The sequence below is a fragment of the Spiroplasma endosymbiont of Colias croceus genome (assembly GCF_964020095.1).
Taxonomy (GTDB): Bacteria; Bacillota_I; Bacilli_A; order Mycoplasmatales; family VBWQ01; genus Spiroplasma_E.
Genome location: NZ_OZ026536.1, coordinates 1,838,867 through 1,851,131 on the forward strand (window position 1 = coordinate 1,838,867; position 12,265 = coordinate 1,851,131).

The following is a 12,265-nucleotide window of genomic DNA, read 5'->3' on the forward strand; positions in this document are numbered from 1 at the left end:
TAGGTAATCTATGATGTTTGATAAATTAAAAACTATTAACAATCCAGAATTATTAAGATTAACTGGTATAAATGATATTATTTTTAATAAAATTCTAAAAATTTTAAAGACAGAAGAAGTAAAAAAGTTTAAAAATGGTGGTACACCTAATAAATTATCATTAGAAAATCGTTTATTAATGACTTTAGAATATTGAAGAGAGTATCGAACTTATTTTCATATTGCTAAAAGTTATGGAATTAGTGAAAGTAGTTGCTATAGGAATATCAAGTGAATAGAAAATACTTTAATAAAACATCCTGATTTTCAACAACTTGATGGGCAAAAATCACTGTTAAATAATAATTTTAAAGATAAAACAGTTATCATTGATGTGACTGAAAGTACTATTCAACGCCCAAAAAAAGTCAAAAACAATATTATTCAGGAAAAAAGAAAAAACATACAATAAAAACTCAAGTCATAATTGAAAAAGATAGTAAAAAAATTATAAGTTCTTATTTTTCTTATGGTAAAAATCATGATTTTAAAATTTTAAAAAATTCAAAAACGAAATTTTTATCAGAAACAACTATTTTAGTAGATTTAGGATATCAAGGTATACAAAACATACATAAAAATGTCTTATTACCTAAACGAAAATCAAAGAAAAACCCTTTAACTAAAGAAGAAAAGAAAAATAATAAGGCTATTTCAAAAATGAGAGTTGTTATTGAACATGTTTTTGCGATTCTTAAAAAATTTAAAATTATTAGTGAAAAATATCGAAATAGAAGAAAAAAATTTGCATTAAGATTTAATTTAATAGCTTCAATTTATAATTTACAATTATTAATTTAAATATATTTGATAATTTAATATTTTATTTTTTTATTTGAAATAATAATTTTTGTTGTATTTTAATGACAAAAAATAAAACATATTTTGAACAATAATTTTTAAAAAATATTAAAAGTGTTATTAAAATAAATTTTTAAACTTAAAAAATGTGATTAATATCATAGTTTTGCAAGAAGTCTATTATTTATTTGTAATAATATCATTTTATTAAATAAAATAAAATTTTGATTTTCTATATATTTTCCAATACACATTATTAATAAATAACATCGCAAAATTTTATTTACTGAAATTGGTTTTAATAAAATATTTTTTTTGTATAATTAACTGTTATAAAGGAGGTCATTTATTAATATGAAAAAACAACGCTTAAATATCTCAAAATTAGGATTCTTACTTTCAGTAATGGGTTCGGCAGTAGGATTAGGTGGTATTTGAGGATTTCCAACTCAAATGTATAACCATCATGGTGCTTTTCTAATCCCTTTTTTAATATGTATGGTAATTTGTGCAATACCAGTTTTATTTATTGAAATGACAATTGGTAATAAATATCGAAAAAATCATATTGAATTTTTTAGTGAGGTTGGAGGTAAAAAGGGTGCTTTTTTCTCTTGATTGCATTCAACAACCGTTATTTTACTAAGTACTTATTATAGTGTTTTAGTAGGATGAACTTTAATTAATATTATTATTAGTTTTACTTCTAATTTAAATAAAGGTTCTTATTTTTATCATAATATTTTACAACAAACAAATGATCAAGATATTAGCAATTTAAATAGCCTAGGTAACTTAAATTGAATGATTTTACTTGCAACAATTGGTGTCTGAATTATTTTGGGTATCATTCTACTAGGTGGTGTTGAAAAAGGAATTGAAAAAGCCAATAAAATTATGATTCCATTTTTATTTTTAATGATTATTATTTTAGCAATTTATACTAGTACATTATCAGGTGCTAAACTTGGATTAAATCTAATGTTTGATTTAGATGCTAAAGAATTATTAAATCCTGGATTATGAAAAGATGCTTTTGGTCAATCATTCTTTATGTTATCAACATGTACAGGAACCATTTATATTTATGCAGCTCATGCTCCCGAAAAACAAGATAGTACTAATCAAGCTTTTGTAGTAGCCTTTGGTACTAGCGTTATTGGTATATTAACAACAATTATTGTTTTTAATTCAATAGGTGCAATTGCTCAAAATCAAGGTAAAACTGATATTAAAGATGTATTTCAAGCAGGACCTGCTTTGATTTTCCAAGTAATACCACAATTATTTGCTATTATTAATAATCAAGTTCCTATTTTAGGAAATATTTTAGCAATATTATTTTTTGTTACACTTTTCTTTGCGGGTATGTCCTCACTAATTGGTCAAGTTGAATCAATGGTAAATGGTCTAGAATATGAAATTCATTTAAAGCGCAAACAAGCATTAGCAATATCATTATTAGGAGCAATGGCAGTATCAGTATTATTCACCTTTAGTAATTCACCAGCGCTGTTTAATGGGCTAGCAATCTGAGTAGCACAAATTTGACTACTAATAATTGGGTTTATTTTATTAATTGGTATTAGTCCATATGGCTGAAAACTATATGATACATTAAAATTATATAATAATGAAAATTCATGAATGAAATGAACAAAAGGATATAAAATAGTAATTTTAATTATCGCACCAATTTTAATTTTAATTAATATTGCTACTGGTATCTATGATTTTATTATTAATATTATCAATGCTAATTTTGTTTATGGTACAGTTGGTCTAACACTTGGTGTTGGGTTAGTTTTACTTTTAACTTTTATCTTAACTTATCATAAAAATATTCATAATGGTTTTAATAAATTATTTAAAATAAAAACAAAAACTGAAAGAGGTTAAAAAACATGGATGTTGGAGCAATTATTTTAATGGTAATTTCTTTAGTAAGTATTATTGGTCTTTTTATTTTCTTTGTCATAATGGATTTTAAGAGTCATAAAAAACAAAAAAGAAAAGAAAAAAACAAAGAATAATATTTTTTAAAATATTTTAGTATACTTATGATAAAGTATTATAATTAGGTTTTTTTGTAATCTGGCATTTTGATGCCAGATTACAAAACTTATTATTAAATGGTGAGTGAAATGGAAAAAAATAAATTAAAACAAATTTTATTAATTAGCAAAATAACTTTAACAATTGCTTCTTTATTTTTATTTTTAGTTTGATTAATGTTTATGACTAATAATTTTTTTCCTAAATCTCAAAACTCATTTGTTGCCAAAATTATGAATACTTCAATTCAAATTATGATTTGACCAATTACTAGTATAATTCTATTTATTTTTATTATGCCAATATGAGTTACTAATAAAAAACAAATTTTATTAGTATTTTTAACATTGTCACTAATTATCACAATATTGTCCACAACTTTTCTTTTTAGTTTAAATATTAATAAATTCTGAATTATATGATTAATTGCTCATTTTTTTGCTATAGCTTCAATTATTTTTGTCATTGTTTCTTATTTCTTTAAAGAAAAACTTCTTTTATTTAAAAAGAAAAAAAATAAACATATTGAAAAAAAGATTAAAAAATAATTTTTTTTAACTTGTTTATCAAAAGTAGTTGACTTTAATTTTAGTAATATGATATAAATACATGGTGGTTAACATAACTGCGGGTGTCGTATAATGGTATTATTACAGCCTTCCAAGCTGAAGACGTGGGTTCGATTCCCATCACCCGCTCCATTATAAAAAAATAAAAGCCCTAATTAATAAGCCTTTTTTTATTTTATAATGGTTTATATTTTAGGACCTTTTTTAGTTTGTAGTACTGCTGCTGTTTCTTCATCACTAGAATTATTGCAAGCACATTTATTAACTATTTCTGCTCATGAATTTACTGGATACATAACTAAAGACATTCCATTAGTTCTTTCTGGTAATGATTCTAAATATTTTATTTTATTATTTGTGCATTCTTCTAAATTAATTTTCATTAGTTATCCCCTACTTCTTTTAAAATTCGACTATTAAAAGCATCTGCTAAGAACTTATAAACTTTTACTTCAGAAATATTTTTTAAATCATAACAATTAATGATATCAGTTAATTTTAAAATCACATCATGATATTTTATAAAGTAAGTTTTATTTTCAAGATTTGCTCACTTTTCTAAATTCATTGCATAATAAATTATTCCATCTCTATAAAATTGTGATTTCATATTTCTCACTCCTTTAAACGATATAATAAAACAAAAAACCTAATTTAAATACAAAAATTTAAACGAGGTCTATAAAAAAACCAAAATATTTTGTTCCAAAGTTCCTTTAAAACTTTAATACAATTGTAACTCATTTACAAGAAATTCCAAGTAAAATCAATAAAAAAAATTAATAACTTAAAATTAATATAAAGAGATAAATAAAGATTACAAATGTAATCTTTATTTATAATTGTCCTGAAATTGTTTTTAAAACAAAATTTTTTATATTCACTGATTGGAACTTCAGTTTTATTTATTAAATCACTCACTTGTTTTTGTCATTTTTTTAACTAATCTTTTCATCTCTACATAGTCAGGTGTAACAATAGAAACAAAAATAATCATTTGTTTCATAATTTGTAACTCAACCTCACAATGTTTCTTATTGACTAACCTGGGGTCTCAAGCATAAGCAAGAACTGTTCTATTGCTTACTGCTACTTTAATTAATTTGTTTTAGTTTTATCTTTAGGAATTTCTTTTAATCTTTTTTACTTTTCTTTAAAACTTTAATTTAATAAAAATCCTAACATAGAGATATATCTATATTAAGACTGAACAGTTATTAAATTATGAATATATAATAACATAAAAAATAATACTTTTGATGAAAATTATAATTAACACTTATATAAGTATTAATATTTAATTTCATATACATGTATTTTTTATAAACAATTCAATTATAAAACTTCTAAGGAGGTAACTATTTCTAATTAAACAATAGTTATCTAATACAAAAATAAATGAAAAATATCTATATTTAATATAGATACTATGATATAATTTTCCTAAAATTAATATAAGTTTTTACCTATTTACTGGAATGGCAACACTTTTTAGGACTATTTTTTGGTAAACATTTGTTGTTGATATTTAACTGGAGTTAAGTAGTTTAAAGTGCTGTGAATTCTTATATTGTTATATCAATTGATGTAATCAAATAATTCTAATTTTAATTGGATTAATGATGTAAAATTTTTATCATTAATAAATTCGGTTTTAAAAGTTTTAAAAGTTGCTTCAGCAACAGCATTATCATAAGGACAACCTTTTTTACTTAAAGAACGGTTAATGTTGAATGCTAGTAAAAGTTTATCAATAATTTTATTGTTAAATTCATTACCGCGATCACTATGAAATATTTGAATATCTTTTAAACAGCGATTTGATTGCATAAATGCTTGATGTACTAATGATGCATCTTTTTTAACTCCAACACTATGTCCGATAATTTCGCGGTTAAATAGGTCTATTAATAGGGAAATATAGTTTCACCTACCATTAACTTGTACATAAGTTAAATCACTAACAATAACTTCATTTTTAATCCTATTCTTAAATTTTCTATTAACAAGATTAGTTATTTGACTATCGTTAACTTTGTTATTATGATTTTTGAATGATAATTTAGTATATTTTGATATTAAATTATGTTCATTCATAATTTTTTTAATTTTTCTGCGCGATAAATAAATTTCTTGGTTTTCTAGAATTTTTTTTAATCTTCTAGTACCATAAACTTCTTTATTTTCTTTAAAAGCACTAATAACAGCTTCATCATAAATATTATTTTTGATTTTATTTTCTTTTTTCTTTAAATTAAAATAATATGTTGATTTAGATATTTTTAAAAAACGACACATTGTGCGAATTTTATATTTAGCTTTATTTTTGACAATAATTTCTATTTTCTGCCTATTATTAGTGCTGCTTGCTTTAAAATATCATTTTCCATTCGTAATTGCTTTAATTCTTTTCTTAATTTAATTAATTCATTTTCTTCAAAAGAACGATTATCTTTAGTTTTAAAACTTCCTGAATTACTAAATTGCTTAATTCAATTGTAAGTAGCTGCTCTTGTAACATTATATTCTTTAGCAAGGCAAGATACTGATTTGCGACTTTGATATAAAGCTACTATTTGTTTTTTAAATTCATCGGTATATGAGTTAATATTGGCCATAATTATAGTTCCTTTCTTTTAACAAATTTGTTTACTTGTCTACGTAATTAGTGTCCAATAAATTGTAACCCATCCATTACTTTTATTTTAAAGTAAATAGGTTTTTAATTTGAAAAAGGAGATATTTAGAAGTGCTATATAGTAAAAAATCAGAAAATCTTATAACAGAAAAAGAAAAAACAACAACAAATTCAAGAAAAATTAAACCACAATTACCAATAACAACATCTCTTGCTGAAATATTACTAAATAATAATGAAAAACTTGTTGGTACTATTACTAGTGATCAGTATCTTAATAAAGATAACAAACAAGTACCATTATATAAACTAATTAAAAGTTCAGAACCAAATAAAAAAATAAACATTAAAGCAATAAATTCTATTAAAAATGACAAACAACCAACAACAATTATAAATAAAACCAATTCACAATCAATATAAAAATAAAATAAAATTATTAAAGATTGAAATTGAAATTTTTAATAATTTTATTTTTTATTATTTAATTCAAAGTTTATGTTTAGATTAACTACTAAAATTTATTTTCTTCTTATTTTATAGTATGATTTACCTATAAACTTAATTTTTTATTATAAAGGAGAAATAATAATGAATGTACTAAAAACATATGAGATTTGAAAAAAGCAAAACTTACCGCAACACTTAAAAAAACAATTAACTACAATGTCTAAAAATGAAATTGAAGATGCTTTTACTACAACTTTAGAATTTGGTACAGCTGGCATGCGTGGTATTACTGGAGTTGGTACCGGCAGAATTAATGAAATTATTATTATGAAGGCAACTGTCGCATTTATTCAATATTTAAAATCTGCCTTTTCTGAAAAAGACTTACTTCGTGGTGTTATTATTGCTCATGATAATCGTCACTTTTCAGCAGAATTTACAATGTTAACAGCAAAAACTTTAGCTAAACATAAAATTCCTGTTTTTTTATTTAAAAATAATGATTTAAGACCAACACCAGTACTTTCATATAGTATTAGAAAAGTTAATGCTCTTGCTGGAATTGTTATTACAGCCAGTCATAATCCTCCTGAATATAATGGTTATAAAATTTATGATCAATATGGCTGTCAATTTCTTCCTAATGTTACCAATATAATTAGCAATAAAATGGAACAATTGCCTGATGATTTTCAATTAACATTCGATTATGATACTAACCTAATTAAAGAAGTGCCTTCAACAGTAGAAGATAATTATCGTTACGATATTAAAAATTTACAGTTTTATCCACAAGTTAAAAATCGTAACTTTAAAATTGTATTTTCTAATCTACACGGTACTAGTCGTGAATGAGTTAAACCAATTTTAGAAAAATGCGGTTATGAAATTATTTTAGTAACAGAGCAAGCTAACTATGATCCTGATTTTAAAGGTGTAGTGTCGCCCAATCCCGAAGTAAAACCAACATTTGATTTAGCAATTAAACATGCTAAAAAACATGATGCACCATTAATTATTTTAAATGATCCTGATGCTGATCGCATTGGTATTGCTGTAAAACATAATAATGATTATGTATTATTAACAGGTAATGAAACAGCACCAATTTTATTAGAATATTTATTAAGCCATTATCAACTTAATAAAACAATGCCAAAAAATCCTGTTATGTACAATACATTTGTTACTTCAAATTTATCTGATATGATTGCTAAATCATATGGATGTCAAGTTATTAAAACGTTAACTGGTTTTAAATGAATTGGTGCAGAAATGCTAAAAGAAAAAGCACGTAACATTAACTTTGTTTTTGGTTTTGAAGAAGCATATGGTTATGTTATTAAAGATATTACTCGTGACAAAGATGGTATTCAATCAGCAATAGTAGCAGCAGAAGCGGCTTGATATTATCAAAAGTCACAAAAAACATTAGTTGATGTTTTAGAAAATATTTATCAAAAATTTGGATATTATTACTGTTATACTGTTAATCTTATTTTAAAAGGCAAAACAGGACAAAATACTATTAATAATATGTTAGAAACATTAAGAACTAGTAAAATACCAACACTTAATAATATTAAAACAATTAAAGTTGAAGATTATCAAACTGGTTTACATGGAATGCCATCGCAAAATTTACTAAAATTTTACTTCAGTGATGGTTCATGATTTGCTGTTAGACCTAGTGGAACTGAGCCAAAAATTAAATTCTATTTTGTTTGTGTTGATAAAACCATTAATGATGCACAATTAAAAATGAGAAAAATGTATGAAGAATTAGCTATCAAATATCTAAATATCAAAGATATAAAATGATAGAAAGGAACTAAAAAATGACTGTAATTAAAGATATTAAACCTAATAATGTTTTAAGTTTAGTAGTAATTATTAATCGAGTAATTCAAGGTGTTGCTTCTAACAATACTAATTATTTAAACTTACAATTACAAGATAAAACTGGGACAATTTCAGCAAGAATTTGAGACGTAAGCAAAGAAACTATTGAACAATTAACAATAGGACAAGTAATTAAAATTGAAGCAAATAGCATTAATTATAATAATGAAATACAACTAAAAATTAATAATTGAACTATTATTACTAATCCTAGTGAATATTATGATTTATTACTTACACAAGCACCAATTAATATTATTGAAGCATGAACTGAAATTAGTCAAACAATAAAGGAATTTAAAAATCCAATTTTAAAAAAAGTATTAATCCAATGTTTTAATAAAAAAAATATTGATGATTATAAGAAGTGACCAGCAGCAGTTAAAATGCATCATGCTGTTCAAAGCGGTTTATTATGACACTCAGTAACAATGTTAAGAATGGCAAAACAAGTAGTAGCACTTTATAATGATCGTAATATTAATAGTGAACTATTATATGCAGGAATCATTATGCATGATTATGGAAAAATGGTTGAATTAAATAATAATCCTATTAGTTCATATACACTATCAGGTAAAATGATTGGTCATATTTCATTAGGCGCAATGCAAGTTACACTCGCTTGTAAGGAATTAAATATTAACTTAGAAGAAGAAATCGTAGTTTTATTACAGCATCTAATATTAGCTAGTCATGGTAAATATGAATATGGTTCACCTGTCTTACCAAAAACAATAGAAGCTGAAATTTTACATCATTTAGATAACTTAGATGCAAAGATCTATGCAATTGATGAAGCATTGGTTAATATTAATGTTGGTGAATCAACTGCTCGTATTGCAAGTATTGAAAATAGAATGTTCTATAAACATCAAAATTTAAAAGAAAAAAATAAAAAAGTTTAAATAATAAAAACTCTCTTTTAATTAAAAGAGAGTTTATTTTTTATCATAAATTTTAATAAATTAATTTATATTTATTTTTATAGGATAAAAATAACCAGTTTCTGTATTACCATAAAAAATCAATACATTTGCTTCTTTATCTGATTCTTTATCTTTAAATCAATCATTAGGTACTGGCTTTTCATTTTTATCATAAATTTCATTTTCATTTCTAAGCTTATTAAAATCAATTTTTTCTTTATACATACCTTTTAATAAAACTTTAACAGCTAATTCTGAATCTTTTTGTAATTTTTTTAATTTATTTATAACATCTGTTACTGCTTCTTGTTTATTCATTGTTGCTTTAGTTGAAGTTGCTGGTGCTCATGAAGCGAATGGCAAAGTTGTCTTTGCAAAATAATTTTGCATATCAATATCTGAAATAATTGTTTGTTTAGTTATATCAATCATTGTTGAACCTTGATAATTTGGATCATTTGAATTACTACTTATTTTGACAACTATTTTAGATACTTTTTCAAGTTCTTGTTTATTGTTTGTTATTTCTTCATTATTTTCGTTATAAAATTGAAGTTGATAACCAGCAGCTAATGGTATTGACTTAAATTCATCAAAACTATTTATATTACTAATTAATTCTTTATAACTTTTACTTGGATTAGCAATAATGTCTAAACCAGTTAATTGAGTAATAGTACTTAAATCAGTTTTATCAGATTGTTCTTTTATATTTATTTTAATTGGCGCTGTTGAACCTTGATAATTCAAATCATTACTATTGCTAGTAATAACTATATATAAATCACCAACTTTTTGTAATTTAGTAGTTATATCATTTTTAGCTTCTTTATCACTAAAATATTTAATTACAGGGTTACCTAACTTTGGATTTAAGTTTTTAACTTCTATTGTATTATTTATTAATGTATCTAATTTTTTATTACTTTTATTAACATCTACAGTAATATTTGTTGTTAGTTTAGTAATTTTATCTTTTAATTCTGTTTTTTGTGTTGTGTTATTATCACAAGCAACAACTGATAATGGTATTGGTGTTGATATTGTTAAGATCGATAATAATTTTACTAAGTTTTTCATTTTTTACCTCGCTTAAAAATAATAAGTTAATTTAAAAACCAATAAAGATTTTGAATTAATAATATATGAAAACCGAATATTTTACAATATAACTTTAATATGCAAAAATACTTGTAAATTAAGTTATTTTTTAAAAAATTTCTTTTCTTTTTTATATATTTTAAAATTATTTTTTAATTAAAAATTATAATTATCTATTACTAGTAAAGAAAATGTGATATTATATTATTAAAATTTAATATAAGTTTTTGACCTATTTACTTTATTTCAAAATAAATAGGTTTTTTGTTTTAATTTAGAAAAGGAAGATAAAGAAATGCCTAAAAATAAATTTTTAACAGCTATTGAAGAAGGTGACTTACAAACAGTTAAAACTTTACTACTTAATCCTGATAACAATAAGTTCGATATGGAGGGTGCCTTAATAACAGCCGCTGATTATGGTCACATTGAAATAGTTCAATTTTTAATAGAAAATAATACTGAACATCTAGAATAAAGTAGACACAGAATTGTAACCTTTGTGTTAAAAATACTTTAAGAAAGGTGTTAATTTTTTTTATGGCTAAATGACTATCAAAAGAAGAAAAGTTAAAAATAATAAAAATAAGTAAAATTAAAACGATTGATAAAACTGCATTAGAATATGGTATTGGCCGATCATCAATAAAAGAATGAATTAAAGCATACAAATTATTAGGTGAAGAAGGTTTAGAATATGGCAATGGAATTCGTGCTAAAAAAACCAAAAGAACAGGTCGAACCAAATCTTTAAATTTTAATGAAATGACAAAACAAGAATTAATTCAATATATTAAGGTAATGAACGATATAAAAAAGTATTTAGAAAAATCGACAAAAAAGAAGAAATATTTTCTGATTTTCTCCTTGAAGAAAAAATATCAGATTAGTTATTTATGTTGATTTTTAAAGGTTTCAAAATCAGGATATTACAAATGAATTAAAAACGGAATGAATGAATTTAATAAATGAGATAAATTTTTAGCTAATATAATTAAAAATATTTTTTATGAATTTAAAGAAATTTATGGTTATAAAATGATAACTTTATTAATTAACAAAATTTATAATTTAAAATTAAAATTTCATGTTGTATATAGATATATGAGAAATATGGGTTTAAAAGCTAAGGTTCGCATAAAGAAATTTGATTATAAAACTAAATCAGGAAGTTTAAGATATGATAATTTATTAAATCGTGATTTTTCAACTACTGATTTAAATCAAAAATTAGGTACTGATATAACTTATTTATTGACTAATGGTAAAACATATTATTTATCAATTGTTAAAGATTTTCATAATAATGAAATATTAGATTATAAAATAAGCGCAAGTTTAGATATGACATTTGTTGTCCAAAACATTATTCAAGCTTGAGTTAATGCTCAAAAACCTACTTCATGAATTTTACAATCAGACCAAGGATTTCATTATACAAATCCTTCTTATAAAACCTTATGTGACGAATTAAAAATAAAAATTTCGATGTCTAGAAGAGGTAATTCTTGTGATAATGGTGCTACTGAATCTTGATTTGGAACAATGAAAACAGAATTTCTATATCAAATTCTAAGAAAAAACAGAACTATTGAATGAATAAAAGAAAATTTACCCAAATATATTTACTTTTATAATAACGATAGACCTCAAACAAAATTAAAAGGAATGAGTCCAATCGAATATCGATTAGCTCATTCCAAATCAACAAATAATTACTTCATATCTACAAATTTAACACTTACAAACACTATTTTATAAAATTTAATAAAAGGTTACTT

At 23.2% G+C, this 12,265-nt stretch carries 13 protein-coding genes and 1 tRNA gene; 9 read left to right on the forward strand and 5 right to left on the reverse strand.

What is annotated here, in order from left to right; genetic code table 4:
* The first annotated feature begins 10 nt into the window (after window positions 1-10).
* The 3 genes from AACL24_RS11415 (at window position 11) to AACL24_RS11425 (ending at window position 2,873) form a co-directional block, all read left to right on the forward strand.
* Window positions 11-840 (forward strand): IS5 family transposase gene (locus tag AACL24_RS11415; protein WP_339046819.1). Its coding sequence is split into 2 segments (ribosomal slippage): window positions 11-407 and window positions 407-840, totalling 831 coding nucleotides; the frame shifts between segments, so codons are not numbered across the junction.
* A 354-nt stretch (window positions 841-1,194) separates the two neighbouring features.
* Window positions 1,195-2,739, forward strand: coding sequence for a sodium-dependent transporter (locus tag AACL24_RS11420; protein ID WP_339046820.1), 1,545 nt, complete (start codon window positions 1,195-1,197; stop codon window positions 2,737-2,739).
* Between the two features lie 5 nt (window positions 2,740-2,744).
* Window positions 2,745-2,873, forward strand: a complete 129-nt coding sequence (locus tag AACL24_RS11425) for a hypothetical protein (RefSeq protein WP_255495923.1) — start codon at window positions 2,745-2,747, stop codon at window positions 2,871-2,873.
* A 95-nt stretch (window positions 2,874-2,968) separates the two neighbouring features.
* On the opposite strand, the gene AACL24_RS11430 is transcribed toward AACL24_RS11425, so the two are convergent.
* Window positions 2,969-3,361, reverse strand: coding sequence for a hypothetical protein (locus tag AACL24_RS11430; protein WP_339046821.1), 393 nt, complete (start codon window positions 3,359-3,361; stop codon window positions 2,969-2,971).
* Window positions 3,362-3,522: 161 nt separating this feature from the next.
* Here AACL24_RS11430 and AACL24_RS11435 point away from each other — a divergent pair.
* A tRNA-Gly gene (locus AACL24_RS11435) sits at window positions 3,523-3,596 on the forward strand.
* 53 nt (window positions 3,597-3,649) lie between these two features.
* Here the strand turns inward: AACL24_RS11435 and AACL24_RS11440 are convergent.
* The 3 genes from AACL24_RS11440 to AACL24_RS11450 all read right to left on the reverse strand — a co-directional run bounded on the left by AACL24_RS11440 (window position 3,650) and on the right by AACL24_RS11450 (window position 6,082).
* Complete coding sequence (locus AACL24_RS11440; protein WP_339046822.1) at window positions 3,650-3,772, reverse strand: hypothetical protein; 123 nt, start codon at window positions 3,770-3,772, stop codon at window positions 3,650-3,652.
* Window positions 3,773-3,846: 74 nt separating this feature from the next.
* Window positions 3,847-4,074, reverse strand: coding sequence for a hypothetical protein (locus AACL24_RS11445; protein WP_339046823.1), 228 nt, complete (start codon window positions 4,072-4,074; stop codon window positions 3,847-3,849).
* A gap of 887 nt (window positions 4,075-4,961) precedes the next feature.
* Window positions 4,962-6,082 (reverse strand): IS3 family transposase gene (locus AACL24_RS11450; protein WP_339046824.1). Its coding sequence is split into 2 segments (ribosomal slippage): window positions 4,962-5,839 and window positions 5,839-6,082, totalling 1,122 coding nucleotides; the frame shifts between segments, so codons are not numbered across the junction.
* A 131-nt stretch (window positions 6,083-6,213) separates the two neighbouring features.
* Between AACL24_RS11450 and AACL24_RS11455 the strand changes: the two genes are divergently transcribed.
* From AACL24_RS11455 to AACL24_RS11465, 3 genes are all read left to right on the forward strand, one after another.
* Complete coding sequence (locus AACL24_RS11455) at window positions 6,214-6,525, forward strand: hypothetical protein (RefSeq protein WP_339046825.1); 312 nt, start codon at window positions 6,214-6,216, stop codon at window positions 6,523-6,525.
* A 168-nt stretch (window positions 6,526-6,693) separates the two neighbouring features.
* Complete coding sequence (locus AACL24_RS11460; protein WP_339046826.1) at window positions 6,694-8,376, forward strand: phospho-sugar mutase; 1,683 nt, start codon at window positions 6,694-6,696, stop codon at window positions 8,374-8,376.
* Between the two features lie 14 nt (window positions 8,377-8,390).
* On the forward strand, window positions 8,391-9,362 hold the full coding sequence (locus AACL24_RS11465; RefSeq protein WP_252318981.1) for a 3'-5' exoribonuclease YhaM family protein: 972 nt from the start codon (window positions 8,391-8,393) through the stop codon (window positions 9,360-9,362).
* A gap of 60 nt (window positions 9,363-9,422) precedes the next feature.
* Here AACL24_RS11465 and AACL24_RS11470 read toward each other — a convergent pair whose 3' ends face one another.
* On the reverse strand, window positions 9,423-10,463 hold the full coding sequence (locus tag AACL24_RS11470; protein ID WP_339046827.1) for a hypothetical protein: 1,041 nt from the start codon (window positions 10,461-10,463) through the stop codon (window positions 9,423-9,425).
* A gap of 316 nt (window positions 10,464-10,779) precedes the next feature.
* On the opposite strand from AACL24_RS11470, the gene AACL24_RS11475 reads away from it, so the two are divergent.
* Together AACL24_RS11475 and AACL24_RS11480 are read left to right on the forward strand one after the other, a co-directional pair.
* Window positions 10,780-10,962, forward strand: coding sequence for an ankyrin repeat domain-containing protein (locus AACL24_RS11475; RefSeq protein WP_339046828.1), 183 nt, complete (start codon window positions 10,780-10,782; stop codon window positions 10,960-10,962).
* A 62-nt stretch (window positions 10,963-11,024) separates the two neighbouring features.
* Window positions 11,025-12,245 carry an IS3 family transposase gene (locus tag AACL24_RS11480; protein ID WP_339046829.1) on the forward strand — a complete coding sequence of 407 codons (1,221 nt, stop codon included), beginning with the start codon at window positions 11,025-11,027 and terminating at the stop codon, window positions 12,243-12,245.
* Window positions 12,246-12,265: the final 20 nt, after the last annotated feature.